At 55.6% G+C, this 25272-nt stretch carries 22 protein-coding genes and 3 tRNA genes; 9 read left to right on the top strand and 16 right to left on the bottom strand.

Annotation, left to right across the window (positions count from 1 at the left end):
• The first annotated feature begins 456 nt into the window (after window positions 1-456).
• The 4 genes from ACX5K5_RS06480 (at window position 457) to ACX5K5_RS06465 (ending at window position 6361) form a co-directional block, all read left to right on the top strand.
• Window positions 457-3105, top strand: a complete 2649-nt coding sequence (locus ACX5K5_RS06480) for a LuxR C-terminal-related transcriptional regulator (RefSeq protein WP_459175222.1) — start codon at window positions 457-459, stop codon at window positions 3103-3105.
• 166 nt (window positions 3106-3271) lie between these two features.
• A complete protein-coding gene (locus ACX5K5_RS06475) occupies window positions 3272-3508 on the top strand; it encodes a heavy-metal-associated domain-containing protein (protein ID WP_188687147.1) in 237 nt (78 codons plus the stop codon).
• Between the two features lie 35 nt (window positions 3509-3543).
• Window positions 3544-5547: a heavy metal translocating P-type ATPase gene (locus tag ACX5K5_RS06470; protein ID WP_459175429.1), complete on the top strand. Its 2004-nt coding sequence runs from the start codon at window positions 3544-3546 to the stop codon at window positions 5545-5547.
• A gap of 97 nt (window positions 5548-5644) precedes the next feature.
• Window positions 5645-6361 carry a Crp/Fnr family transcriptional regulator gene (locus ACX5K5_RS06465; RefSeq protein WP_188687152.1) on the top strand — a complete coding sequence of 239 codons (717 nt, stop codon included), beginning with the start codon at window positions 5645-5647 and terminating at the stop codon, window positions 6359-6361.
• A 78-nt stretch (window positions 6362-6439) separates the two neighbouring features.
• Here the strand turns inward: ACX5K5_RS06465 and ACX5K5_RS06460 are convergent, their stop codons facing one another.
• The 9 genes from ACX5K5_RS06460 to ACX5K5_RS06420 form a co-directional block, all read right to left on the bottom strand.
• The gene (locus ACX5K5_RS06460) at window positions 6440-7591 is read right to left on the bottom strand and encodes a N(5)-(carboxyethyl)ornithine synthase (protein WP_459175221.1); all 1152 of its coding nucleotides are present in this window, start codon (window positions 7589-7591) and stop codon (window positions 6440-6442) included.
• A gap of 131 nt (window positions 7592-7722) precedes the next feature.
• Window positions 7723-8241, bottom strand: coding sequence for an isopentenyl-diphosphate Delta-isomerase (gene idi / locus ACX5K5_RS06455; protein WP_459175220.1), 519 nt, complete (start codon window positions 8239-8241; stop codon window positions 7723-7725).
• 32 nt (window positions 8242-8273) lie between these two features.
• Window positions 8274-9134 carry a prenyltransferase gene (locus tag ACX5K5_RS06450; RefSeq protein WP_459175219.1) on the bottom strand — a complete coding sequence of 287 codons (861 nt, stop codon included), beginning with the start codon at window positions 9132-9134 and terminating at the stop codon, window positions 8274-8276.
• Window positions 9131-9457 (bottom strand): lycopene cyclase domain-containing protein, encoded by a 327-nt coding sequence (locus ACX5K5_RS06445; protein WP_459175218.1) that lies wholly within the window; start codon window positions 9455-9457, stop codon window positions 9131-9133. Before ACX5K5_RS06445 ends, ACX5K5_RS06450 begins: the two co-directional genes overlap by 4 nt.
• A complete protein-coding gene (locus tag ACX5K5_RS06440) occupies window positions 9447-9797 on the bottom strand; it encodes a lycopene cyclase domain-containing protein (RefSeq protein ID WP_459175217.1) in 351 nt (116 codons plus the stop codon). Before ACX5K5_RS06440 ends, ACX5K5_RS06445 begins: the two co-directional genes overlap by 11 nt.
• Window positions 9794-11383: a phytoene desaturase family protein gene (gene crtI / locus ACX5K5_RS06435; RefSeq protein ID WP_459175216.1), complete on the bottom strand. Its 1590-nt coding sequence runs from the start codon at window positions 11381-11383 to the stop codon at window positions 9794-9796. The genes ACX5K5_RS06440 and crtI overlap by 4 nt, the downstream gene beginning before the upstream one ends.
• Window positions 11380-12258 (bottom strand): phytoene/squalene synthase family protein, encoded by an 879-nt coding sequence (locus ACX5K5_RS06430; protein WP_188687156.1) that lies wholly within the window; start codon window positions 12256-12258, stop codon window positions 11380-11382. The genes crtI and ACX5K5_RS06430 overlap by 4 nt, the downstream gene beginning before the upstream one ends.
• Before the next feature lie 3 nt (window positions 12259-12261).
• On the bottom strand, window positions 12262-13338 hold the full coding sequence (locus ACX5K5_RS06425; protein WP_442346844.1) for a polyprenyl synthetase family protein: 1077 nt from the start codon (window positions 13336-13338) through the stop codon (window positions 12262-12264).
• A complete protein-coding gene (locus tag ACX5K5_RS06420) occupies window positions 13335-13802 on the bottom strand; it encodes a MarR family winged helix-turn-helix transcriptional regulator (protein WP_441664919.1) in 468 nt (155 codons plus the stop codon). Before ACX5K5_RS06420 ends, ACX5K5_RS06425 begins: the two co-directional genes overlap by 4 nt.
• A gap of 118 nt (window positions 13803-13920) precedes the next feature.
• Between ACX5K5_RS06420 and ACX5K5_RS06415 the strand changes: the two genes are divergently transcribed.
• Both ACX5K5_RS06415 and ACX5K5_RS06410 read left to right on the top strand, forming a co-directional pair.
• Entirely contained in the window at window positions 13921-14739 is an 819-nt protein-coding gene (locus tag ACX5K5_RS06415; RefSeq protein ID WP_459175215.1) for a TspO/MBR family protein, read from the top strand.
• Entirely contained in the window at window positions 14736-16199 is a 1464-nt protein-coding gene (locus ACX5K5_RS06410) for an SDR family oxidoreductase (protein WP_188687159.1), read from the top strand. The genes ACX5K5_RS06415 and ACX5K5_RS06410 overlap by 4 nt, the downstream gene beginning before the upstream one ends.
• 4 nt (window positions 16200-16203) lie before the next feature.
• On the opposite strand, the gene ACX5K5_RS06405 is transcribed toward ACX5K5_RS06410, so the two are convergent.
• The 6 genes from ACX5K5_RS06405 to ACX5K5_RS06380 all read right to left on the bottom strand — a co-directional run bounded on the left by ACX5K5_RS06405 (window position 16204) and on the right by ACX5K5_RS06380 (window position 19285).
• Window positions 16204-16773 (bottom strand): MarR family winged helix-turn-helix transcriptional regulator, encoded by a 570-nt coding sequence (locus ACX5K5_RS06405; RefSeq protein WP_346060233.1) that lies wholly within the window; start codon window positions 16771-16773, stop codon window positions 16204-16206.
• Between the two features lie 162 nt (window positions 16774-16935).
• Window positions 16936-17020 (bottom strand) — tRNA-Leu (locus ACX5K5_RS06400).
• An 88-nt stretch (window positions 17021-17108) separates the two neighbouring features.
• Window positions 17109-17603, bottom strand: a complete 495-nt coding sequence (gene bcp, locus ACX5K5_RS06395) for a thioredoxin-dependent thiol peroxidase (protein ID WP_096256136.1) — start codon at window positions 17601-17603, stop codon at window positions 17109-17111.
• Between the two features lie 63 nt (window positions 17604-17666).
• Window positions 17667-17742, bottom strand: a tRNA-Lys gene (locus ACX5K5_RS06390).
• Window positions 17743-17969: 227 nt separating this feature from the next.
• Window positions 17970-18920: a zeta toxin family protein gene (locus ACX5K5_RS06385; protein WP_459175214.1), complete on the bottom strand. Its 951-nt coding sequence runs from the start codon at window positions 18918-18920 to the stop codon at window positions 17970-17972.
• 292 nt (window positions 18921-19212) lie between these two features.
• A tRNA-Lys gene (locus ACX5K5_RS06380) sits at window positions 19213-19285 on the bottom strand.
• A 172-nt stretch (window positions 19286-19457) separates the two neighbouring features.
• Between ACX5K5_RS06380 and ACX5K5_RS06375 the strand changes: the two genes are divergently transcribed.
• From ACX5K5_RS06375 to ACX5K5_RS06365, 3 genes are all read left to right on the top strand, one after another.
• Window positions 19458-20396 carry a 2-hydroxyacid dehydrogenase gene (locus ACX5K5_RS06375; RefSeq protein WP_459175213.1) on the top strand — a complete coding sequence of 313 codons (939 nt, stop codon included), beginning with the start codon at window positions 19458-19460 and terminating at the stop codon, window positions 20394-20396.
• Window positions 20397-20592: 196 nt separating this feature from the next.
• Window positions 20593-22410, top strand: coding sequence for an ABC transporter substrate-binding protein (locus tag ACX5K5_RS06370; RefSeq protein ID WP_459175212.1), 1818 nt, complete (start codon window positions 20593-20595; stop codon window positions 22408-22410).
• 59 nt (window positions 22411-22469) lie between these two features.
• Window positions 22470-23960 (top strand): malate:quinone oxidoreductase, encoded by a 1491-nt coding sequence (locus ACX5K5_RS06365; RefSeq protein WP_188687163.1) that lies wholly within the window; start codon window positions 22470-22472, stop codon window positions 23958-23960.
• An 83-nt stretch (window positions 23961-24043) separates the two neighbouring features.
• On the opposite strand, the gene ACX5K5_RS06360 is transcribed toward ACX5K5_RS06365, so the two are convergent.
• Entirely contained in the window at window positions 24044-25000 is a 957-nt protein-coding gene (locus ACX5K5_RS06360; protein WP_441664911.1) for an Ltp family lipoprotein, read from the bottom strand.
• Between the last annotated feature and the right edge of the window lie 272 nt (window positions 25001-25272).

Below are 25272 nucleotides of genomic sequence, written 5' to 3'. Positions count from 1 at the left end.
GTCTTCTCCAGCTGAACTCGATGTGCGAACACGAAGAGCATCGGCAAACAACGTCGCCACGGTGGGTTTAAGTCTTTCTCTGCCTAGTTCCAAGAAATATTCTCCATGCTTAGAGCACAGTTGCAGTGCGCTCGGCACTAACTCTTCAGCACCCACCGGACAGAAGAAAATATGCCAAGTTTATTTTTAGGCGGCAATACATCCAAGATGCTAAACGCATCTACAATTAGTTCCTGAAACACTGCGTGATACTTTTTACCTATTCCCAATTTCATCGTATTGTTGGATTAGTTGAACATAATAATGTTCGGCCAGGTATCGCTGGGGGCGTTACCTGCACTTGCACAGGTTCATCAGTTCTGGACCTGATTTATGTGCTTTGGGGAGTACTCGACGTGTTGTTCATACATCCGCATTCTGCCACCGGGCTCTATCAGTCTTGGCCGGGAACATCCCATGCGTAATAGGCAAATGCTTGTCGATAAGCTCGGAAAATTCACGCAAGGATACCGTGACAGAGTTGCCATCGTATCGGGCGGGTCCGGCTTGGGAAAATCCTGGGTACTCGAACAAATTGGTCAGCGGCTCGACGGGCAACCCCACCGGCTCATCCGTTCTAACAAACATGATTCGACTTGGCCGTTGTCAGGATTATTGTCTTTTATTTCGGCTATACCGCTGAAGCTTTCACCAGAGATCTCCGGACTCATCCCTGATTCCACGAATTCTGAGGTCGACCGTTATCGAATCGCCATAGCTCTGCTTCAAGAACTCACCGAAAAAATTGAACCAGACACGGTATTCCTCATTGACGATTTAGATTTCATGGATCCCGACAGCCAACGGATCTTAGGATTCCTTGCAAGCCGGTTGCAAGGCAACCGCGTAAGTTTCATTGCCACAATTAATTCGGCGACGGTACCTGAGCCATTCGACGTCTTCCAACGCTTTTCGTTGGAGATGATGGATTCACTGACCCTGAAACAGATCGCCATAGACGAAAGTGTCTTTGAGCTGCAGGACTCCGTCGCCGAAATTCTCGTTTGTTTTGCTCGTGGAAACCCAGGGACGTTGCTTGAGCATGTGCGTTCCTTGTCCGAGGCACAAAAGTCGAATCAGGAACCGCTGACGCTTCCGTACCATGCACGGCTAGAGTCCTCTTCCACACTGCGCGCTCTGGAAGTGCGCTTTTCCGCACCGCAGATTACGGCACTGAAATACATCGCGATTGGTCCGGTACTGCCATACGCCGTGGCCTTGGAAATTCCTGATGTGACGGAGCATGACCTCAGCGAACTGGTTAACGCCGGTGTCGTGAGATTCAGCCAAGAATTACTCACTCTTCCCAATGCCCTCATGCGCAGCCATTTGTTTTGGGGTATCGGCTCCATGCAACGCCGCCACATGCATCAGCTCCTCGCCGAAGCCGCAAACTCCATAGAGCTCAGGCTATTTCATCAAAGCCGGGCTGACGATTCGCAGATACCCTCACGCCAGCTAATCCGTGGTGCCGTCCGCCTGGTTGAAGCCGGCTTGATCCATGCAGCCATTGAAGTAGCTGAATGGGCTCTGACTCGCCTCGATAGTGAGCATCCGGCTCCCGAACTGCTGCTATTCGTTCAGCAACTCATCCGCAGTGGACATTTAGGTATCGCCTGGCGCTACATCAAATATCTCGATGGCTTCAATCTGGCCCCTGACGAGAAACTCATGCTGCTAAACAATGAGGTAGAACTCCGCGTCCTAGAAGGCTCAAATACCCCAACTGCAAGTATCCGTAGTGCGGTGGAAGAGCATCACGTCAATAGCCTCGCACTCAGCGCAAATCTACTGAGCATGAGCGCCCTTGCCCTGTGCCTCGATGGAAAGCTTGAGGAAGCCCACGCAGATTTGCAGCGTGCCCGGAGATTATTTTCCGAAGCTAAATCTGCACCCAGTCCACGCTTCCAACACGCCCAAGTACTCCATGACTCGTATACCGGAAATCAAGCGTCGGTGATGTCCCTCTATCAGTCGGTGATCCAGCAAAAAGCAGCCGACGTTAATGGCATTACATTCCTGACTGTCGCCTCTGCGCTCTCGACGCTCGGTTACCACGAACAGGCGCGCACTGCACTTCTGCCGCTGCTGAACGGGACCAGTACCGAGATCGTCTACCAATCCTTAGGGCTGCTCTACGAAGCCCAATTTGCTATCACTGCCCATGATGTACCGCGGGCATTACGAGCGGTAGAACGCTGGAACTCTTCGTCCAGTGTGGACTTGATGCGTCCGCTACCAAGCATTATCAACGCTTGGTATTGGATTATGAAGGACCGTCCCGATCAGGCCGGCCCCGTCCTGGATGCCTTGCGTCCGTTCGCCATAGATCAGCCGCCCTCAATTTACGCGACACTCGTCACCGAGCTTCAAGGTCTGCAAGCGCTGTTGAGCGCCCGGTTTGATGAAGCAATCACGTACTTTCAGCAGGCGCAACTGGAATATGGCGAGATCGTCAGTATCCATTATGTAGAAACCTGTGTGAATCTCATCGAGGCCTTGTCCTGCGCGCATCATGCCCAGGAAGCAGCCAATGAATTCAGGGTTACTCAATCGTTGATGGCCAGGATAACGGGCCGGCATGCAAAGATGTTGATACTTCGCGCTCAGGCAATCGCATTGTCCGGCGATATTTCTCTCGCTCGTTTCCAAGCACTCCTCGATATGTGGCAACCTGCCGATGGCCAACTTGAGCTCGCAAGAATCCACCACTGCTTTGGCAACCGATTGGGAACTGCTGGGCGGCAAGAACAGAGCATCGAACAGCTTGTCATTGCGCGCACCATCTACCGGAACATTGGCGCCTTAGGCTGGGCGCAACGCGTCGATTCCCAGCTCTCAAACGTCACCGCCAGCACCTCGGAGGACACGTATTTCCAAATGCTGTCCACCGACGAAGCCCAGGTGGTCGCCATGGTTCGAAAAGGGATGACTAATAAGGACATCGCCGAAGAATTGTTCATTACGGTCAGTGCCGTGGAAGCGCGGCTGACCCGACTCTTCCGCAAAACCGGTACGCGTAATCGACAACAGCTTTCGGCACATTTCGCTTCACGCTCGATCTAACGCACAACCGCATGGGCAGTTGGCGCCTTGCCAGCAAGAACTTCCGCGAATCAGGCACTTGATCCACGTCAAGGACAATATTTCAGCACATAGATACGCTCGGGAGCAATGGTTGGAATCCCCTCCAACTATTGCTCCTTCTCTTTTTTGAGCGAAAGGTTCCACCATGTCCAACACGACTGCAAGCACCCACACCCTGCTCCGTGCCGAAGGTTTCTCCTGCCCCTCATGCGTATCCAAAATCGAGAAACAGGTTGGCCGACTAGAAGGCGTTGAAAAAGTTCAGGTGCACTTCGCCTCGGGCCGCGTTGAGGTAGACCACGACCCAGCCCAAACCTCCGTTGAGCAACTCATTGCCGCTGTGGACAAGGCCGGATATAAGTCCGCGGTCTCGGCCTTCTAATCTCCTGTCGATAATTCAGAAAGGTCGGCGTGCTCGTGAAAGCGCTTGGCAAATTCAGGTACGGAAACTGGTTTATTCCTGTGGTTTCCGGTCTGCTAATTCTTCTCTCCTTCGGTGTTCAGTACCTGTTTGCCGGGCAGTGGAACGCCACGCTGACGCCTCGCTGGTGGTTTGCAGCCACCGAACACTCCCACGAGACGGGCCATGTATTTACCCTGTCCAACGCGTTGATGCTTGCTGGTGGAATCGTGGCCGGCTACAAAATTAGCGTGAACGCGGTACGGGCCCTGCAGGTGAAGTTCATCAGTATTGATCTGTTGGTCTCTATCGCTGCCCTCGGCGCTGTGCTGATTGGGAACTTCTGGGAATCGGCAGCGGTGACCTTCCTTTTCTCCGTAGGCCACGCGTTGGAAGCAGGAACCATGAATAAAACCCGCGCTGCTCTCGCCGAGCTGGTCGCGGTAGTTCCTGATCAAGCCGTCGTCCTGCGCAATGGTGAACAGGTTCAGGTACCTGCCACCGAGGTGAAGATGGGCGAGACGGTACTAGTCAAAAACGGTGCCAAGATCCCCGTGGATGGGCTGGTCATCAGCGGCACCGGGGCGATTGACGAAGCCACCATCACCGGCGAATCCATCCCGGTTGAAAAGTCGGCCGCAGACCAGGTGTTCGCGGGAACTATTTCTCACGGTGGCTTCCTTCAAGTCAAGGCCACCGGCACCGGCGCTGACACCACGTTGGCACGCATCATTCACCGCGTGGAAGAAGCCCAAGATGCCAAGGCTAAAACCCAAACCTTCATTGATCGTTTTTCCAAGTGGTACACCCCGGCCGTAATGCTGCTCGCCCTGCTGGCATGGCTCACCTCTGCAGACGTGGTACTTGGACTGACGTTGCTGGTCATTGGCTGCCCAGGTGCATTAGTGATCTCTATCCCGGTGGCCATTGTGGCAGGTATAGGACGCTCGGCACGGAACGGAATCCTGATCAAGGGTGGCGAATATCTGGAGAATGCCGCAAGGATCACCGCGGTAGCCGTAGATAAGACTGGCACCCTCACCGAGGGGCGCCCTGTGCTCACCGACATCGTGGTGCTCGATCCGAAGATGGATCGTTCAGCAGTGCTTCGCTGGGCCGCCGGCGCCGAGGCAGGATCCGAGCACCCGCTAGCTGCACCGATTTTGGACACCGCCCGTGACGAAGGGGTTTCTCCCACCACTCTAGCCGAAGATGTCACCCCGGTGATTGGCAAAGGAATCGTTGCCCACGTTGAAGGACAACAGGTTCTGGTGGGCAATACCGCGCTCATGGCTCAATATGGAATTACTGAATTGGGTGCTTCGGCAGAAGTTGCTGACGAGCTCTCCGCAGCAGGAAAAACCGCCATGATTATCGCGCTGGAAGACCGTGTCATCGCAGTGATTGCAGTAGCCGACACGATTCGTGCCGAGGCTCCGGCAATGATCCGCGAATTGCACGCCATCGGGGTGAAGAAGGTCGTGATGCTCACCGGAGACTCCCGCAAGGTGGCAGAAGCTATCGCTGCGGCGACGGGAATTGATGAAATCCATGCCTCCTTATTCCCGGAAGACAAACTCGCCGCCGTCGCACAAATGCAGAGCGAAGGTCACGTTGTGGCCATGGTCGGTGACGGGGTCAATGATGCGCCGGCCTTGGCCACCGCGGACATCGGTGTGGCCATGGGTGCTGCCGGTTCGGCGGTCGCAGTGCAAACTGCGGATATCGCGCTCATGGGAGACCGGCTGCTGAAACTTCCGGAAGCAATCTGGCTGGCCCAACGCACAGTACGGATCATGCGACAGAACATCACCATTGCCTTGGGCACGGTGCTGATATTGCTCGCCGGAGTCTTTGCCGGCGGGGTGAGCATGTCGCTGGGAATGCTCGTCCACGAAGGTTCGGTGCTCATTGTCATCCTCAACGCCATGCGGCTGATGCGGGTTCGTCCCACGCAAGTTGCCGTACCTGACCAGGTCGCCACGGGAGAGGATCAAAAGAATAAGGCAGCACTTCGCTAAGCAGCAGAACAACTGCCACAGCCAGATAACTTTGGCGGTGGCAGTTGTGCGTCTTTTCATGGAGGATAAGGGCATAGCTGAGGGTAAGGAAGATCTGATGCACACCAGTATTGCTACGGAGAAATCTGCGGGAGCAAACGAGCTTTGTGTAAGCCGAGTACCGCTATTTCAATCATTGAGCTACGAGCAACAGCTAGAGGTTGCCGGGGTGGCACATGCGATTCATTTGGACCGCGCCGAGGTATTCTACTCTGCTGCCAGCAACAATTCTCAGTTGCTGGTGGTGCATACCGGGCGGGTAAAGATTTCCCGCACGAATTCCAACGGTCACGAACAAATTATCCGGGTTCTGGGTCCGGGAGATTTTTTTGGTGAGTCTGCGTTCCTGACAGGAATCAGTCCAGAGAATGATGCGACTGCGCTGGAGGACGCTCAGTTGTGCGTTTTTCGCCATGCAGACTTAGCCCAGTTGATACAACGTCATGCAAGCATCGGATTGTGCATGCTTCAAGATGTCAGCCGCCGCTTAGGCGAAACAGAATCTCGTTTGGCTGCGGTGATTTCCGCAGATGTCAGCTCTCGCCTGGCAGATTATTTGCTGTCACTTCCGGCGGTGGCATCCGCTGAGCGAGCATTGGAAGTGGTACTCCCCCTGGCGAAGAAAGACATTGCCTCGCTGTTGGACACCACTCCTGAGTCGATTAGCCGTCAGTTGCGTTCGCTCAGTGAGGCTCGGGTCATCGTTCAAGGACGAGGAAACCGAATCACATTGCTCGATATCGATGCGTTAAGCGAACTGACCAACGCGCTATAGAGCTTCTGCGTACCAACCATAAACGGTCGGTACGCAGAAGACTGACTTAGATCTCACCAATCACAGTCTGGAGAGATCTTAAACTAGCAATTCATGTGGATAGTTCGCCTCACGGTGCTGAAATTCCAAGATGGCCGGATTCTTGATGATGCCGTCCTGAATTTCAATGGCGCTGGCAATGGTCCTATTCTCATTCCAGGCGCCAGGCCCGGCGAGCACCACGTCGAGGAATGGCAGCAATCCATCGCTGATTTCCCAACTGGCCGAGTTCCACAGGTAGGAGGGCGAATGGTCCACCGCGTAATAGTTGATGTTCTTTCCCACGCTGAACATTGGATCGGCAAAAGTGGTCGGCTTAGCCCATTCGAAGCCCATCCCTTCATCGCAGGAAACATCAACGATCAGGCTTCCCGGGGCAAAGGCACCCAGTTCTTCGGTACTCAGATACATCAGCGGTGCATTGGGATCCTGCAGCGTGCAGTTGATGACCATATCGTGTTCGGCCAAGAACGGCGCCAAAGGCACCTTGCCGGATTCGGTGGTCACTTCGCCCAGATTAGGACCCTCGTCGTGTTCGAATTGCACCATGTCCACCGCGTGAATGGGCGAGGCCACCGCTGCCACAGCACGCGTGGTCAGCACCTTGATCTCATTGACACCGTGCGCCCGCAAAGCGGTCACCGCGCCGCGAGCGGTCGCGCCGAATCCAATGACCACTGCAGACAGCCGGCGCCCGTAGTCTCCGGTCACCCCGCACAGCTGCATGGAATGAAGTACCGAAGCGTAGCCGGCTAGCTCGTTGTTCTTGTGGAATACATGAAGCCCAAAGCTTCCGTCGGCACCCCAGTGGTTCATCGCTTCGAAGGCGATCAGCGTCAGCTTCTTGTCTACCGCCAGTTGGGTGAGTTTCTGATCCTGGACGCAGTGTGGCCAGCCCCAGAGGATTTGTCCTTCACGCATTTCTTCGAGGTCTGCATGCTGCGGTTTAGGCAGCAGCACGATATCTGCGGTTTTCATGATTTCGCTTCGTGAGGCAATTTTGCCTACCAGCGGTGCGAGTTGTTCGTCATCGATGCCGCAGGCCAGCCCGTATCCGGTTTCCACCATCATTCGCTTGCGGAAGCGCTCTTCGATGCGCTCAAAGTGCATCGGGTGGATCGGTAAACGCCGTTCATCGGTCTTCTGCGAAGTTGCAATGACACCCAGTGACAGGCCATTTGTCGAATTCATGCGTTGTTTTCTCTTTCTTTGTGGAGCAGGCCACAATAGACCACCCCATACAGCTCACGGTACAGTGCCGTACCAAACGCCAGACTTATCACGACGCATTCGAGCCGATGGGAGGCGAGAAAAACGCGGACTCAGTGGGCGGGCTGCGGGGAGAACTGGGCGAGTTGTTCTACCACCCAAGGGCTGAACGCCCAGGGGGTTTGCGACACCGAGGCTTCGAGGTTCTGCACCTTCACCCAGTGGTAATCCATGACTTCATCCGGATTAGGTGCCAGTTCGTTGTCCAGGGTCGCGACGAAGACCGGGCACCGTTCGTTTTCCACGATGCCCGAAGCATCTACGGCACGGTAGGCAAAGTCCGGCAGTACAACGCTCGGTTCGCTGATGCGCGCGCCTAGTTCATGTGCTGCGTGGCGGCGTACCGCTTCCTCGATTGGCTCCCCTGGCATCGGGTGGCCACAGAAGGAATTGGTCCAGACCCCTGGCCAGGTAAGCTTCGACAGTGCCCGGCGGGTGATGAGCAATTGGCCTTGGGAGTTGAACAGATAACAGGAAAACGCCTGATGCAAGGCGGTGTTTTCGGTGTGCACCAATTCCTTGGGACATGCGCCAATTGGTTCGCCGTCCTCGGAAAGCAAGATGACGTCCATGAAGTGATTACTTCCTTAGCTTCGTGGTTCGCCTAGGCGAACATGGTGGTGTAAATAATCAGCATAGTAAGCAAGAAGCCACAGAGGTAATTTACCCACAGGAACCTCTTCCATGCCCGGTTGACTTCTTGGGAATTTGCATCCGTGACCCGCAGGTAAGGCAACGCATTGAGCAGGTATGGGATGACCAGTAATGCGGCGGCGGCCGAAGGCCAGTGCAGTCCCAGAACCAGCAATGCCCCGCCCACTAGGTAGGCAATTAAAACCAGGTGCAGGGTCGATCGCGCGCCAAGCACGGTGGCAATTGATCCGAGCTGTCCTTCACGGTCAGGAATGATGTCCTGGATGGCACCCAGTGCATGGCTGGCCATTCCCCAGAGCAAGAATGCGGCGAATACGCACCATTGGGTGCTTCCCACGGCGCTTCCTGCCAGCACCCAGCCGTAAACCGCGGGCGAGAGAAAATGTATCGAGCTGGTTAAGGAGTCGAGGCCAGGGCGTTCCTTAAAACGCAGCTTCGGTGCACTATAGGCCAGGACCGCAAACAGGCTGATCAGCAAGATGATATTTGAAAGCGCCGTACCACCGAGCAGCAGTGCCACGACAAACGGCAGCGCACTGATCAGGCTTGCGGCGAGGATCATGCGGTGCTTGCTCTTGGATAACAGCGCTCCCTCAATGCCTCCCTTGCGTGGATTGCGCAGATCAGATTCATAGTCAAAGACATCGTTGACCCCATACATGAGCAGGTTGTATGGGAAAAGGAAGAACACGGTACCAACCACCAGCAGCCAGTCAATGTGCTGTCCGGCAATCAGGTAAGCGGCTGCGAATGGGTAGGCGGTGTTCACCCAGGACACCGGGCGGGAGGTCGCTAAAATAGCCCGGATCATTCCGCCGCCTCCTTTTCAACAGTTGGCTTGCCGCCAAAGAGCCACCAGAGCGCAGGCATCAAAATCACCGCTGCTAGCGGGTAGAGGAAATCCTCTACAGGTGCTCGTCCCAGATACAGGCCAAGCAAGGTTTGCTCCCCATAATCAAAGAGCCCGGCGGCAATCATCACATTGTCAAAGACGGCGGTGAGCACCAGCATGATGCCCAGTGCCATCCCGAGTACGGCGAGCGCCTGACCATAAGGAATCCGTTTGGCTAGGAGGACTATGAGCAACAACAATGCCGCTACTGCGACAAACCAGAATCCCATATCAAGAAACATTGTGGCCTCCGGTAGTCATCGCTTTGTTCCTGCGCAGTGTGCGGCGTACTACCGGTAGTCCGGTGACCACCACCATGGTGGAATAGCACAAAAATATCAGGAAGAAGACTTCTTCCAGCGGCAGTTGTTCGGACACCATGATTCCTGTCATCAGGTGTGAATCTCGGTGCAGGAAGATCCCCTGGCTGATGGCCAATACGTCCCACAGGAGGAAAAACGCCGTACCCAGAATCAGGCTCAGTAGGGCGGCCAGCGGCTTGGCAAATATGAAGAGCTTAAAGCGCGCATCCAGCAGGGCCATGCAGGTCAGCAATCCCAGCAAGATCAGTAGATAAATCATAGTTTCATCCCGTGCTTCAACATCCAGCTGGTCTCATCGATGGCTCCCGGGGTAGTGATGCCGTTAACCGCCTTAGCGGCGAGTTCCCCGCTGATCAGACACATGGGTACGCCGATCCCTGGTCGTACCGAGCTTCCGGCGAAGTAGAGTCCAGATACTTTGCTGCTGCGGTTCTTCGGGCGTAAAAATGCACTTTGCCCCAGGGTGTGCGCCAGTCCTAAAGCGGAGCCTTGGAAGGCACCGTATTGGGTGGCGAAGTCTGCTGGTCCAATGCTCTGCCGCACCACAATGCGCTCTCGCAGATCCGGGATCTTGGCCCACTGCGCCAATTGGTCGATGGCCGCGTCAGCTACCCGTTCCACCATTGGGTCTCCTTGACCGTCTGCTCCCCCGCTACCCCATTGAGGTAAGGCTGGCGCCGGGATCAAGATGAAGAGATTCTCGTGTCCTTCCGGAGCAACGGAGGGATCGGTGGCGCTGGGTTTGCACACGTAGATGCTGGTGTGGGTAGCCAGCTCGCGGCCTTCGTGGATGCGTGCAAAGTTATCGTCCCAGTCCTTGGTGAAGAACAGGTTGTGGTGTTCGAGTTCCGGAAGGCTGCCGGTGACGCCCAAGCAGAGCAGTACCGCGCTTGGTCCAGGATCTTTGGACTTCCAAGTATTCGCTGGGTAGGTATGCAGCGAGGGGTCCAGTAGTTCCCCTTCGAGGTGGTGCAAGTCTGTCGCGCCAATGACCACATCGGCTTCAGTACGTTGCATCCTGCCCACAGAATCAACCCAGCGCACTGCTTCCACCGCGGCATCCGGGCGCCGCGCGGTTTCAATTTTGGTGGCTGTAGCTCCCAACTTGATTTGGACTCCACGGCTCTGCGCGAGCTCACCCATCGCATCGGCGAGCGCCGCGAATCCGCCCATTGGGTATTGCACCCCTTGGGTGAGATCTAAGTGACTCATCAACTGATAGAGAGCTGGGGTGCGCTTCGGGCTGGAGCCCAGGAACACTGCAGGGTAACCCAGGATTTGGCGCAGTTGTGGATTGCGGAAGCGCTTGGCTACATAGCCTTGCAAGTTATTAGTCAGCAATGTAGCCAAGGTCAGCGCGTGGCGCGCTATCGCCGGGCGTACCAAGCCCTTGAGCGTGTTGAAATCGTCGTAGAGGAAATGATCCCGGGCCAGCCTGTAGCCGGTCGCAGCCCGATCCAAGTATTTCGCTAAGGCAGGGGCAGAGCCCGGTTCCAGCTGCTCGAAGAGGTCCTTTACTTGCGTGCCGGTTCCTACCTCTACCGGGCTGTCACTACCTTCAAAGAAGGTTCGGTAGCCAACCGGTAGCTGACGAAGATCCAGGTGCTGGTCCACACTGGAGCCCATGAGCTTGAACCAGTGTTCAAAGACCTCGGGCATAAGGTACCAGGAGGGTCCGGTATCAAAGTTGAAGCCTTCGCGGTGCAGCCGTCCGGAGCGACCGCCTAAGCTGGCGTGCTGTTCAAGCAAGGTCACCTGGTGTCCGCTGGCCGCCAGCAAACCGGCACTGGCCAGTCCGGAGAACCCTCCGCCAATCACCACGATGCGCGAAGAAGCTGTGCTCATTTAGTACTCCAAGAAATAGTCGCGAGCACGGCCTTAAAGGTAATCAAAGCCTTGCGTGGTGTTGAGACCGAGATCCGCCCGGTCAGCAGCTTCCGCGCCGGGGTGTTATCTATTTGTCGATTGAGTTCGGCAAATAAGTCGTGGGCTATACGTACCGCTCGCGCGGCGCTGGGAGCGAGCAGGTTAATGCCTTCTCGCGCTATTGCCAGGTCTGCATAGATCTGTGCGACTAGCTCATCCTTCTGGGCCTCGCTAAATGTGTGGGCCGCAGCACCAGGGAAATAATTACGTCCCAGTTGTTGGCTATCGGCGGCAAGGTCACGCAGGAAGTTCACCTTCTGGAAGGCTGAGCCTAAGCTTCTGGCGGCCTGTGCCGCCTTGGGTGAATCACTGTGATGTTTGCCTGGCATCGCGCGGAAGACTTGCAAACACATCAGTCCCACGACTTCGGCTGAACCGTAAATATAGTCTTCTAAGGAGGAGGCGTCGTGATCGTTGCGAACCAGGTCTGCACGCATCGAGGCGAAGAATGGTTCGGTTAGTTCCACACCAATACCGGTGGCCCTGCAGGTGGCTGCGAAGGCATGGACCACCAGGTTAGTGCTGTACCCGCGTTCCATTCCCTGTACGGTTTCCGCTTCCAAGGCATCTAAGACGGCTGCCACCTGAGGACCGCTCAAACCGGCCTCACTGGCTACCCCATCTACTACCTCATCAGCCAGACGGACCAACGCGTAAATATTGGAGATGTGCTGGGCAGAAACGCGGTCCAGCATTTTGCAGGCCAATGAAAAGGAAGTTGAATACGCGCCGATGACCACCTGGGCACTGCGGGTGGCCGTGGCTGAATAGCGTTGAAGATCTGTCAGTTCCATGGCTTAGTTACTCCGTGAGAGGATCAGCGCGGTACATTCGTGCAGCATGGCCTGCGCCGCGGCGGGTAAACGCAAGAAGGTGGCCGAGCGAGTGGCCGAGGTACACAGCTGGTGTGCTAGTTTGCGTGCGAACTGTTCGGCCCCTGATTCTTCGAGGGCACGGCGTAGGTCGCTGAGCTCGCTCTTTCCTGCCCGGTAGTGCGCTAACTGCGAGCTGAAGCCCTGCTGGCCATTGGCCAACGAGATCAAGATGGTGCTCTTGGCTTCGCGAAGATCCGAATCTACGGATTTTCCGGTAGCTTTTGGATCCCCAAAGGTTCCCAATACGTCATCAATGACCTGATAGGCGATACCTAGTTGGCAACCGACGTTTCCCAGAACCTCTGCTTGCTCTTTTCCTGCGCCGGCTAATAGTGCGCCTGCCTGCAAAGGAAGTTGGAAGGAATAGGCTGCGGTTTTCAGTTCTTCCATGCGTAGCACTTCGCCGGTGGTGGCCGGCTGCTGCGAGAGCGAGTAAAGCAGGTCTTCGAGTTCACCGGCACCGGCTTGGGCGATAGCACGGTGAAATGCTGCCTCCACCTCGGCCTCACAGTCCAGGCCCTGTGCGGAGCGGCCTGCGATTTTGATTGCTTCGGCCAATAGGAGGTCGCCAGCAATAATGGCGGCGCTATTGCCGGCGTGATCAGCGTCGACACTGTTACGTCCCGCAGCCAGGGCAAGGTCACGGTAATGCGCTGAGAGAGTCGGCGCTCCACGGCGTACGTAGTCACGGTCCACTACATCGTCATGCATCAGCAGTGCGGTGTGCAGTAACTCGAAGGCGCATGCCAAATCAAGCAAAGCCTTGGAAGCCACGCCGCCAAAGGCTTGATAGCCAAGTACTACTAAGGCCGGGCGGGTGAGTTTTCCGCCGTCGATACTTACCGAAATTTGTTCCCACAAATTAGCGGTGTATGCCGAATAGCTTGCGGCGCGGGTTTGAGCTTCGGTGACCAGCTGGTCTAGGTGCGTGCGAATCTCGGCCAAGGTCTGCGTATCTGCAAAGCTAGGCAAGGCGGCGTGGGCGGCATAAGCGCTCATGATTTGTTACTCCGTGGCTGATTTTCTGCGGCAGATTCTAATACTTTGCAAAGTTGTGTCAGGAAGCCGAGGATGGTTTGCTGCTCGGTCTCGCCTAATTCTCGATATGCGCGGTAAATGCTTCGCAGACGCATCGCCGTCTGTTGTGGGATTCCCGGGAAATTTTCGCCGTGACGAATCAATGTTTTGCGTCGGTCGTGGCTGTGGGCTTCGCGGCGAATGTATCCGTGGGTGGCGAGCCGGTCCAGCACCGCGGTAATGGAGGCGGAGGTGAGCGACAAGCGTTCAGCTAGTTGTCCCGGGCTGAGTTGTTCGTTGATCCCTAGTGCGCGCAGTGCACGCAGGTCTGTTTCATTCAGACCGAGCTCTTTACGGTAGCCCTCTTCTGCGTCTATGTATGCTTCTTGGAACTGCTCCATCAGGCGCAGAACCTTCGAAGACCGGGCATCCGGTGGGGTTTCCATAAAGAACTTCTCTCGCTAGGTTGATTATTAGCTTCTCTAGATACATCATGGATTAAGTATCTTGATTTGTCGACCCTACAATCGAGAAAACCGAACAAACAAACTTTCGGAGCAACTGATGAAGCAAGCTCGACAAGAAACTACCTTGGCGTCCTGGCCGGTGGTGATATTGGAAATCCTCGCCTTAGGAGCCGCAATTACTGCCGCTTTTATCGGCAGCGGAGCCATGGGCGGCACCCCGATTCAGGAGGCCGCCGGTGGATACCTCAGCGCAGATTCAACCTTGCTAGCCCCTTCAGGACCAGCCTTTTCCATCTGGAGTGTCATTTATCTAGGACTGGCAGTCTTTGCGATCTATCAGGCTTTACCCCAGGGCCGGCGTTCACAGACCTTGCGTGCTGTGCGGGTTCCCGTGGCAGCCTCGGCATTGCTCAATGCCGCGTGGATCGCCGTGGTCCAGCTAGACCAACTTCTGGTAAGCACCATTGTGATTTTCATCTTGCTTGGGGTTTTGATCTGGATTTTACTGCGACTGGTGAACTTCGGCACCGCTTTACGAGCCGAACACTGGATCATGTGGTTAACCTTTGGCCTGTATCTGGGGTGGGTGAGCGTGGCGAGTATTGCCAACACCTCAGCACTTCTGTCCTCTTGGAATGTAGGAATTGATACAGCTTGGGCACCCTACGCTGCGGTAGTGCTCTTGCTCGTGGCAGCGATCATTGGTTTGGGCGTTACTGGATACACCCACGGAAAGATTTACACCGCATTGGCCATGACCTGGGGTATCGCTTGGATTGGGCATAGCCGACTGACCGGCACCAATCAATCAACACTCGTCGGATACGCCGCGCTAGTCATCGCAGCAGCGTTACTCATTGGCGCCCTAGCCATCGCCTTTTCACAACGCCACCGCACAGAATCGAGCCGACCATGAGCGTCATTGCCGTCACCGGGGCCACCGGCTACATTGGCGGGCGACTAGTCCCGTTACTGCTGGAACGTGGGCACCAAGTGAGGGTTTTCTCGCGCAATGAAGAACGCCTTCGCGATGTGCCGTGGCGCGCGCAGGTCGAGGTGGTCATTGGAACATTGGAGGACCCCGAAGCAGTGGCTGAGCTCTGCGCCGGAGCCGACGTGGTCTACTACCTGGTGCATTCCATGTCCAACACCAAGAACTTTAAGCAAGCCGAGGAAGACGGCGCACGCAACATGCTGCGTGCTGTGACCAAGGCTCAGGTAGGACAGCTGGTGTATCTGTCCGGGCTCCATCCAGAGGGAGAACTCAGCGATCACTTATCTTCGCGGGTGAGCGTGGGTCAGATCCTAGGTTCCGGCTCGGTTCCGTTGCTTACTTTGCAAGCCGGACTAGTCATTGGTTCGGGTTCTGCAAGCTTTGAAATGATCCGTCACCTCAGCGATGTGTTGCCAGTAATGCCGGCCCCGCGCTGGGTGCTCAATAAGGTCCAGCCCATAGCCGTGCGCGATGCTCTGCATTACTTAGCTCGCTGCGCCGAACTTCCGCACGGGGTGCAAGGGACCTACGATATCGGCGGCCCCAACGCCTATAGCTACGCGCAGCTGATGCGCAGTTACGCCTCCGAGGCCGGATTGCGTCAACCTTGGGTTATTGCCTTGCCGTTGCTCACCCCACGTTTGGCTTCGCATTGGGTCAATCTGGTCACTCCCCTGCCCCACACGCTCGCCGGAGCCTTAGTTGATTCATTGCAGCATGACTGCGTGATGCGCAACTGGGATATTGATGAGCTGATTGAACGCCCTGCTGGAGGCCTAACAGACTACCCGCGTGCGGTGGCGCTAGCCCTTGAGAAGATCCGTTCCGACTCGGTGGAGACTAACTGGGCCACCTCCCATCCGGTCACTGCTCCGGCTGACCCGTTGCCTTCAGACCCAGACTGGGCAGGACACCGGGTTTACCTAGATCAGCGGACCGCGCGTACCACCGCCAGCGCCGAAAGATTGTTTGCTGTGGTGGGGCGCATTGGTGGAGAAGCGGGCTACTTCACGTTCCCACTGCTCTGGAAAGCGCGGGGACTCATGGACAAACTCGCTGGCGGTGTGGGAATACGCCGTGGCCGTAGGCAACGCGAAAGCCTAGCCTTGGGAGATGTGGTGGATTGGTGGCGGGTTGAAGCTCTAGAACCTGGCCAGTTATTGCGTTTACGTGCAGAAATGCGAGTGCCCGGAAACGCGTGGCTTGAATTCCAACTAAGCCCGGAAGAAAACGGGCAGACGCGGCTCACCCAGCGAGCCATCTTCTTCCCCCGGGGACTATCCGGGCGCCTGTATTGGTGGTCGGTGTACCCATTTCATGGGCTCATCTTCTCCTCGATGCTGCGTAGCATCGTGTCGCAGGCCGAAGCCAGCAAGAACTAAACGATTATTTACCCGGCTCGGTAGCCTGCGGTTCATTCCCGTCAAGGCTATCTTGCAGGGCGTCGGAGGTGCCGGCGAGGAAACGAATCACTACATCACGTTCGGCGGAGCTCAAATTGCGCGCTACGTCGAAGCGCTTGGCGTGGTGACGTCCAACTTGTTCGCGGGCGGCAAGGTGGGTTTCTGCACTGACTTCCACCTGTTGGGAGCGCCGGTCGGTGGGATGTGGTTTGCGTATCACGTGTCCACCGACTTCGAGCCGGTCAATCATCTTAGTCACCGAGGCGGTGGTGACGCCCAAGTGGCGTGCAAGCAGACTCGGGGTGACGGCTTCACCTGCGTGCTTAGCGGAAATCAATTGGCGGATGGCGCGCATATCGGTTTCGTTGAGCTTCATGTAGCTTTGGCTGCGAAGCATGATGCGCCGTTCCACCGCGCGCAACCGTCCAAATTCAGCCATGATGCGGTCGATTTGCTCTAGATCCTGCGCGGGAATATCGGCCCGGGGTATGAGGGCTTGCTCTGGATCCGATTGCGCCAGACTAAACATCGTGGGCAGCTTTTCGCGCTCCACATTCCACCCCTTGAATTTCACTTACATCGTTTCCCGCGTGGGAACACTCTTCCAAAGCTTACTCCCGCGTTGCGTGGGAGCTATGACACATAGGCTGCCCAAGTTTTTCGCCGGATACACAAAACCTCCCGAACTTTAGAAGTCCGGGAGGTTTTATATCTTTGGTGCGAGTAGAGAGACTTGAACTCTCACGTCCGAAGACACTGGAACCTAAATCCAGCGCGTCTACCAATTCCGCCATACTCGCTCGCGCTACACCGACTTGAAGCCCGGTAACTCGACCTCAATAAGCATAGCGGACTTTTTCACAGATATAAAATCGGCGAATCTTGGAGCTACTTTGGGTCAATCCCCAAGTCACGGCGAAGCTTTGCAACGTGACCTGTAGCACGCACATTGTACTGAGCTAGCGTGACCTTACCCTGCTCGTCGAGCACTACGGTGGAACGAATCAGGCCCTCGTAAGTGCGGCCATAGTTCTTCTTTTCGCCCCATGCGCCATAGGCTTCGGCGACCTTATGGTCTTCATCTGCCAGCAGTGGGAAGTTCAATTCTTCCTTGGCAACAAATTTGGCCAGCTTGGTCACGCCGTCCGGAGAAATTCCGAGAACTTCGTAGCCCAGGCCCTGCAGCGAGGATAGAGAATCACGGAAGTCGCAGGCCTGCTTGGTGCAGCCCGGTGTCGAGGCAGCTGGGTAGAAGTACACGATAGTCTTCTTGCCCTGGTAACTGGACAGCGAGACTTCGTTACCTTCGGCATCGCTCAAAGTGAAGTCTGGGGCCTGATCCCCTACTGCTAAGCGAGTAGGCGTGGTTGCTTCGTTGCTCATCGGTAGAACTCCTTTTGCTGGGTATACAAAAAATCCGATCTGAAGAATTCAGACCGGATCTAATGGTGCGCCCCTCGGGACTTGAACCCGAAACCTACTGATTAAGAGTCAGTTGCTCTGCCAATTGAGCTAGAGGCGCTTACTTCGCTCTGACTAGTCCGTTTCCGGAACATGTCTTTGCGACGTAGATAATCATAGGCAGAACTACCCCTAAAAGGAAAATCGGCCACCCTCCCCCACCGATGGCATATAAATACTAGTCAACGGTGAAATGAGGACATTTTTGATGCGATTTCACGAAAAATCAATCAAAAATACCTGCGTGGCTTGAGCCACATTTAGCGCCGAAGGCAATCCCGAAAGGGGTTAGACCCTGCTTTCAACCTCAAATTCAACCAGAGGTGCACCGCGTTCAGCACGGCGGAAGTCGCTTCGCAGTTGCCCATAGCCTGCCGCACCATTCAGCGCCTCACCGGTGGTGCGATACACGCGATATCGACGCACAGCAGAACATTCATTGGCCAAATGTTCAGCTACCGCTTCCGGCTTTGATTTATCGCCAGGTCCATTGAATACCTCTCGAGCAAATTCGTACGGTACCCACCGGGCACCTAAATCATCTTCACCGTCCAATGAGGCCTCGTGCATTTCTTCCCAGCGCTCGGTGATGCGCTGTTCAGAGACTTCATAAGGAACATGCGCCTCAATAATCTGCACGCTATAGCGTGCAGCGTCTAGGTCGCTGATCAACTCTAGAGCCGGCTTGAGCGAAGCGAGTACCTTGTCGACAACCAGGTTGTATCCCAAGTCAATGCAGTCGCTGCGTAGCTGCTCGGCAAGTATCGAAGATTCCTCATGAACCAGGGTGGCTAGGTCCAGGGGGAAGAATTCTTCACCTTGAGCTTCCAGATCTTTCACAATCTGGGGTTTGATCCATGATTCGTAGCTGCCGTCGGATTGCGCCTCGCGAAGCAGCGCCTCTTTGAATTCATCAGAATCAATGACCACATAGTGTTCTAGGTTCCCTTCAAGCACCTGGCCAAGGAGCGTGCTTTTGCCAGCTCCAGGAGGGCCCGCTAGAACCAAGGCACGCCGGTCTGCGCGAACTTCTGGCACGGCAGCTAAGAATTCGTTTTTTAATTGTTCGTGCAGTTGCTTTCGCACATCGGTGGCCACCCACACACCCGGCTCCACCTCGGTGAACCAGTCGGGGTTTCGCACGGTCACGTGCGCAGAATCTCTGGCCAAGGCTTCACCCGGCGCCGATAGGTCACTGACCGACTGGCGGTGTTGTTCAATTACTTCGTTATCTGCCAAGGCAGAAGCCCCCTCGAATCCTTAAAAATTCTGGCTCATGTCCGATCATACGGTCTTGGATCAGCAAGAAATGTTCCACAAACTAATCTATGGGGTTCGGCTGGAAATTTAGGGTAAGCCTGTACCGAGCAACCCACGTTTCGAGCTAAGTCCCAAAAAGTGTGTACAGAAACTTGCCAAAACAGATAACCATTAGGACTTACATCACCAGCAAATACTTTGAAAGCGGGCACCGTGGCAAAAGCTCTCGGAAATGCAAAAAGGCCGAACCGAAGTCCGACCTTTTCTACTGTGCGCCCCTCGGGACTTGAACCCGAAACCTACTGATTAAGAGTCAGTTGCTCTGCCAATTGAGCTAGAGGCGCCCGCTGCGATGTTCTAGAAGCTTTTTGTGCTTCGCGCTTTCGCAACGAGATAAAACTTTACCAGCTTTCAGCCGGAGTGCAAATCGAGAGGCACCTGCCTGCCGGTGACCTTCGTTACAGGAGATGACTTGGGGTTATTCCGTAGAGCTTCACAACTTTGTACAGTGAACCCATGAGCAACCAACGCACGGTTTCCTTCCCAACCCAAGAACTCCTCGACGCTGTCGGCCCGCTACCGGAGAACCTCACGCCGGTCATTTGGGACTTGGTTAATGAACCAGTTACAGACTTAGCACAGATTGATATTACGATCTTTCCGTACATGGCCTCCCCGCACAGCCTGCGCAACATCAATCAGGCACCAAACGTCACCCATGTACAAACCCAGACCACGGGCTTTGACGGACTAGTTGATCTGGTCGGCGACCGTGCCAACATCACCACCGCTGCAGGAGTCCATGCGGCAGCTACCGCCGAGATGGCCGTGGGGTTGGCCATCGCCTCGTTGCGCGGGTTCCCACAAGCAGTACGCGATCAGGCCGAGGGCAAATGGAATCCCATGCAGTGGCGCGGACTGGCGGACCGCACCGTAGGTCTAGTGGGCGTGGGCGGCATAGGCGAGGAAATCCACAAACGTCTAGCACCCTTTGAGATCAACCTAATGCGCTTTGGTTCCCGAGCCCGTACCGATGAACACGGCGAAGTGTTGGACATTGATCAGCTAGCCCAGCGTGCCTCGGAGATTGAGGTACTAATACTGATCGTGCCGCTCAACGATTCCACCCACCATCTGGTGGATGCATCACTGCTCGCCAAACTTCCTGATGGTGCGCTAATCGTCAATGTGGCTCGCGGGCCGGTAGTTGATACCGACGCATTAGTAGCCGAGGTAGCCTCTGGCCGGCTCTCGGTTGCCTCAGATGTTTTTGATCCTGAGCCATTGCCGGCTGATCACCCGTTGTGGAAGTGCCCCAACGCATTGATCTTGCCGCACAACGGCGGAAATACCGCGGCATTCTTCCCTCGTATGGTCAAGCTGCTCAAAGGACAGCTCAAAGCATGGTCCGCGGGCGAACTCGGCGAAAACGCTGTGCACCAGATCACCCGCTAAGGCTTTTTAGCTAACAATTTGATGCTACTTTGCGGCATCCCGTCAGATACTCGGGGTGCCGCAAGTCGTGTGCGCTATCTTTGATAAATACCCAACCGTTCATCACCGAGAAATCTGCTGATTTCTTTTGGTTCGGTACCGCGACCATTTACCAGGAAGTCGAGTCTTCACTGTGCCTTCGAAGCAACACCATCTCGTGACGCGACGCATGATGCTCACCGGATCACTCGCTGCGACAACGTTGGCACTAGCTTCCTGCACCTCCAAGGACGGCCAAGCGCAGGCTTCGGTGAGCGCCTCACCCAGTAAGCCGGCTACCCCACGCACGCTACGTCTAGCCTCTTCCGCTCCCCCGGTATACCTGGATCCAGCCTTAGCCAATGACAGCGAGTCTTTCCGGATCACCCGCCAGGTTTATGAAACCCTGATTTCCATTGATCCAAATACTGGTAGCCCCATTGCTGGGCTCGCCGAAGCCTGGACCGAGAGCGAAGACGGACTGCGTTACACCTTCACCCTGCGCCGCGGTGTCACCTTCCATGACGGCAGCGCCTTCAACGCCAAAGCGGTCGTGGCCAACTTCAACCGCTGGGTCAAGCTGCCCAAACCCTTGGCGGAACATGCATCCGAAGGTTTCGGCCACGTATTCCATCACGAAGAAAATCTCCCGAAGCTGCCCACCGAGGCCGAGCTGAAACTGAAGTTGGAAAAGGGCGAAGAGCTGAGCGAGGAACAGCGCACCGCGGAGACTCTGCGCTTGGCAGAACTTGAAAAACTTAAGACTGTTTTTGCCGGTGACTTATTCATTGGCAAATCTTCCGAAGGCAGCGCCAGCTACTTTGCTGGCGTCGAAGCCACCGACAATTACACCGTTACGCTGACACTGCGCCGACGCCGCGTAGGGCTCATCGAAGCGTTTACCCTCCCTGGCATGGCCATCGCCGCTCCGGATTCCTTGACCGGCGGCCCAAAAACCAATCCAGGTCAATCACTGCTCACCGCGCCCATTGGCACCGGTCCGTACAAATTTGTCTCCAATGCTGATGGCATTGTGAAGTTGGAACTCTTCGCCGGCTACTGGGACAAGGCAAAGCTGGGAAATAATCCCAACCACCCGCAGCTGGTGGAGGTCTCCTCCATCTCCTCACCGTACAACCGTGAAAGCGCGCTGATGGCCGAGGAAATTGACGGCTTTGACACGGTCTCGGTAGACATCATGCGCACCTTGGTACGTAATGCCAAGGTGGTAGTGCAACGTGACCCGTTCTCCGTGCTGTATCTCGGAATGGACCGACGAAACACCTGGTTGGCCAAGGCAGACTTCCGTAAGGCTATCGCACATGCAATTGACCGCGGCTCGCTGGCAGACAAGCTTTTTCTGCAAGGCTCCAAGGCCGCGCAGAGCATCTTGCCACCAACCTTTGGCGTTCCAGATCCTGAAGACACCATTACGCACAGCGTCGACAAGGCCAAGGCACTCTTGGCCGGCCTTGGCTACAAGGGTGAGCTCATTGAGTTTGCCTACCCGCTGCGGGTCTCACGCAGCTATCTACCGCTGCCCGAGCGCACCTTCGCCCAACTTGCCGAAGACTTAGCCACCGTGGGTATTCGAATCAAGCCGCGCCCGATTCCGTGGACCGATGGTTATGTGCAAAAGATTCGTTCAAAGGACTTCACCGGACTACACCTCTTAGGTTTCTCCGGCGGTTACCGATTGGAGGATGACTTTATTTCCGGAATTCTGGACACTAAAGAACATGAGTTCGGATACACCTCTAAGTTGCTTGACTCACAGGCTTTGGTGGCTCGTTCCTTGCCCGCTGGGGACGAACGTACCGCGGCTTTGACCGGCATTTTGAGGACACTGAACACGGATCTACCGCTGGTCCCACTGGTATTTCCCATCTCTGCGTTGGCCTTCAATTCCAACGTCACTTACTACCCGTCCTCACCTATGCTCAATGAGAGCTACCTGGATGTGCAGATGACTAATTCACCCGCACTATCCAGTTAACGATTTTTAACCGGTGCGCTACTGGGTCTAGGCTGTAGTAGAGCAAAGTACCACTGTCGATGGAGATCCTCGTGCCTTCTGAAACGTCAACCGAATCATTTGACGTAGTACTAATCGGTGCCGGCATCATGAGTGCCACCCTTGGCACCATGATCAACCAGCTGGAACCGACCTGGTCCATTGGTCTTTTCGAGAACCTGGACAAGGCCGGCGAGGAATCCTCCTCACCATGGAACAACGCAGGTACCGGTCACTCGGCACTGTGCGAACTAAACTACGCCCCGGCCAAGGCCGACGGCACCGTTGACCCCGCGAAGGCGGTTGGAATCAACGAGCAGTTCCAGGTATCACGCCAGTTCTACTCGTGGGCAGTTGAGAACAAGCGCGTCTCCGACGCGAAGTTCATCAACGCACTGCCGCATATGTCATTTGTTATTGGTGAAGACCACTCCAAGTACCTTCAGGCACGTTATGATGCGCTGAAGCCTAACGCCCTCTTTGGCGATATGGAGATCAGCACCGACCTGGACACCATCAACGATTGGGCACCGCTGGTTGCCAAGGGACGCGACGGCGCGCAGAAGGTCGCTGCCTCCCGCGTTACCTCCGGTACCGACGTTGACTTCGGTCGCCTCACCAAGGATCTGACCAACTCGTTGGCTTCCAATGGTGCTTCGGTGAACTACGGCCACAAGGTCAAGGGTTTGAAGCGCGACGGTGCTGGCTGGGCTATCACGGTGAAGAACAACGCCACCGGCGCGGTCAAGACCGTCAAGGCTAAGTTCGTCTTTGTTGGTGCAGGCGGCGGCGCACTGTCACTGTTGCAGCACTCTGGCATCGATGAGATCAAGGGCTTCGGCGGCTTCCCAGTCTCCGGACAGTTCCTGCGCTGCACCGATGAGACCATCATCAACCAGCACCACGCCAAGGTGTACGGACAGGCTTCGGTCGGTGCCCCACCAATGTCGGTGCCACACTTGGACACCCGCTTCGTCAACGGCGAGCGTTCGCTGATGTTCGGCCCATACGCTGGCTTCTCGATGAACTTCCTGAAGTCCACCACCCAGCTTGACCTGCCACTTTCGTTGCGTCCGCACAACATCATCCCGATGCTTGCAGTTGGCAAGGACAACATGTCACTGACCACCTACCTGATCAAGGAGGTGCTCAAGTCACGTGCTAAGAAGGATGAGGCTCTGGCCGAGTACTTCCCAGAGGCAGATGGCTCGAAGTGGGAACTGATCACCGCCGGTCAGCGCGTACAGGTCATCAAGAAGGATGCCAAGAAGGGCGGTGTCCTTCAGTTCGGTACCGAGGTCATCACCTCTTCGGATGGTTCGATCTCCGGTCTGCTCGGCGCCTCCCCTGGCGCCTCGACCGCGACCCCAATCATGGTTGGTCTGCTCTCGCGCTGCTTCCCGAAGCAGTTCGCCGGCTGGGAGTCGAAGCTGGCGGAAATGATTCCTTCCTACGGTCAGAAGCTGAACGAAAACCCTGCACTGTACGCAGAGGTCAAGGCAGCAACCGATAAGACTCTGGAACTGATCTAGTCTCTTAGCTACGCACAAGACCCGTTCACCGTTTTTTGTGAACGGGTCTTGTCCGTTAATAGCTGTGTGGACCAGACACCCTTTTATAGGCCCGTAGTACTCACCCCATAGGCAGCTTGCTTCTTGGTGTAGCCCTCGTAGATGAGCTGGTCTACGAGACCAGATTTGGAGAATGAGGTGTAATCCAAATAGTCGGCTGCCTTCAACGCTGCCTGCTCATTCCAGTCGACGCTCACTCGCGCAACAGCCCATGTGGCATCGCTGTTTGAGTATCCTTCATATTCCAACTGTTTGATGAGCCCAGTCTTAGAAAATGCGGTGTAGTCCAAATAGTCACTGGCCTTGCTTAGGGCATTTTGTTGGCTCAGTGTTCCAGCCTCTTTTTCAGCCTTCGCTTCGGCTTCTGCTTGAGCGCTAGCCTCGGCCTTGGCTTTCTTTTCGGCTTCAACTTTGGCTTTCTTTTCAGCCTCGGCCTTATCCTTTTCCTCTGCTTCCGCCTTGGCACTAGCTTCGGCGGCGTCCTTCTGTTCTTGCTCTGCGGCAGCCTTTTTTGCGCTGGCTTCCGCTTCGGCGCTTGCCGATGAAATAGTAGTCGGTTCTACTGTCGATTCCAGGGTGGCGTTGGCCTCCACCGCACTTGGACTTGGACTTGCAGCAACCGGCGCGGGTTGCTCATCACCTGCTCCGCCCAGTGCCCCGATGACACCAATAACGAGGACACCAGCAACCACGCCAAGACCAATTTTCTTTCCACGACTCAGTGGTCGCTTCTTTGGCTTGTGCCTGGACGCCATATCCGGTGCAATCCGCTGAGAGGTTTCTGGTGCATCCCAGGCGGGCATCACCGACATATACAGGTAGGGATTAGCTTGATATTCAATTGGAGGTTCGGATGCCGCACCAGTCGTGGATTCGACCCACATAGGCCAACCAACTGGTGGCGCGCCCCACGCACGTTCCGGAATCCAATCAGCGGCCGGTACAAAATCCTCCGGCAGGTAAGCACGCCATGCAGGCGGTGGGTTGAAAAGAATTGACATGATGCCCCCTAGAACATTCAACGAGTGTCCTTGGCCGGTGGAATATTATTCGTGACCAAGTAGCCCTGAGCATAGGATCAAGCACCGACAAAATGACCCCAGCCCTCTCTTTGGTGTCACTTCATGTGCTCAGGAACAACCGCGACTACGAGAACTTTTTGAACAGTCATCGTCAACCCTTTGGATGATATTGGGTGGTTTACATCTCTTAGAGACCGTTGCGCGCTTACAACCAACTAAAGTTGTTTTAAACCCCTCACTTCACGACACCG

The sequence above is a fragment of the Glutamicibacter bergerei genome, assembly GCF_054495185.1.
This window is presented reverse-complemented; position numbering and strand designations above follow the sequence as displayed.

What these genes read in the sequence shown, in the direction of transcription:
- ACX5K5_RS06440 (WP_459175217.1), bottom strand. Translation starts at nt 9,797, where the DNA reads ATGATTTATCTACTGATCTTGCTGGGATTGCTGACCTGCATGGCCCTG.
- ACX5K5_RS06475 (WP_188687147.1), top strand. Translation starts at nt 3,272, where the DNA reads ATGTCCAACACGACTGCAAGCACCCACACCCTGCTCCGTGCCGAAGGT.
- ACX5K5_RS06465 (WP_188687152.1), top strand. Translation starts at nt 5,645, where the DNA reads ATGCACACCAGTATTGCTACGGAGAAATCTGCGGGAGCAAACGAGCTT.
- ACX5K5_RS06445 (WP_459175218.1), bottom strand. Translation starts at nt 9,457, where the DNA reads ATGTTTCTTGATATGGGATTCTGGTTTGTCGCAGTAGCGGCATTGTTG.
- ACX5K5_RS06365 (WP_188687163.1), top strand. Translation starts at nt 22,470, where the DNA reads ATGGAGATCCTCGTGCCTTCTGAAACGTCAACCGAATCATTTGACGTA.
- ACX5K5_RS06410 (WP_188687159.1), top strand. Translation starts at nt 14,736, where the DNA reads ATGAGCGTCATTGCCGTCACCGGGGCCACCGGCTACATTGGCGGGCGA.
- idi (WP_459175220.1), bottom strand. Translation starts at nt 8,241, where the DNA reads ATGGACGTCATCTTGCTTTCCGAGGACGGCGAACCAATTGGCGCATGT.
- ACX5K5_RS06430 (WP_188687156.1), bottom strand. Translation starts at nt 12,258, where the DNA reads ATGGAACTGACAGATCTTCAACGCTATTCAGCCACGGCCACCCGCAGT.
- ACX5K5_RS06425 (WP_442346844.1), bottom strand. Translation starts at nt 13,338, where the DNA reads ATGAGCGCTTATGCCGCCCACGCCGCCTTGCCTAGCTTTGCAGATACG.
- ACX5K5_RS06450 (WP_459175219.1), bottom strand. Translation starts at nt 9,134, where the DNA reads ATGATCCGGGCTATTTTAGCGACCTCCCGCCCGGTGTCCTGGGTGAAC.
- ACX5K5_RS06460 (WP_459175221.1), bottom strand. Translation starts at nt 7,591, where the DNA reads ATGAATTCGACAAATGGCCTGTCACTGGGTGTCATTGCAACTTCGCAG.
- ACX5K5_RS06415 (WP_459175215.1), top strand. Translation starts at nt 13,921, where the DNA reads ATGAAGCAAGCTCGACAAGAAACTACCTTGGCGTCCTGGCCGGTGGTG.
- ACX5K5_RS06360 (WP_441664911.1), bottom strand. Translation starts at nt 25,000, where the DNA reads ATGTCAATTCTTTTCAACCCACCGCCTGCATGGCGTGCTTACCTGCCG.
- ACX5K5_RS06375 (WP_459175213.1), top strand. Translation starts at nt 19,458, where the DNA reads ATGAGCAACCAACGCACGGTTTCCTTCCCAACCCAAGAACTCCTCGAC.
- ACX5K5_RS06480 (WP_459175222.1), top strand. Translation starts at nt 457, where the DNA reads ATGCGTAATAGGCAAATGCTTGTCGATAAGCTCGGAAAATTCACGCAA.
- ACX5K5_RS06420 (WP_441664919.1), bottom strand. Translation starts at nt 13,802, where the DNA reads ATGGAAACCCCACCGGATGCCCGGTCTTCGAAGGTTCTGCGCCTGATG.
- crtI (WP_459175216.1), bottom strand. Translation starts at nt 11,383, where the DNA reads ATGAGCACAGCTTCTTCGCGCATCGTGGTGATTGGCGGAGGGTTCTCC.
- bcp (WP_096256136.1), bottom strand. Translation starts at nt 17,603, where the DNA reads ATGAGCAACGAAGCAACCACGCCTACTCGCTTAGCAGTAGGGGATCAG.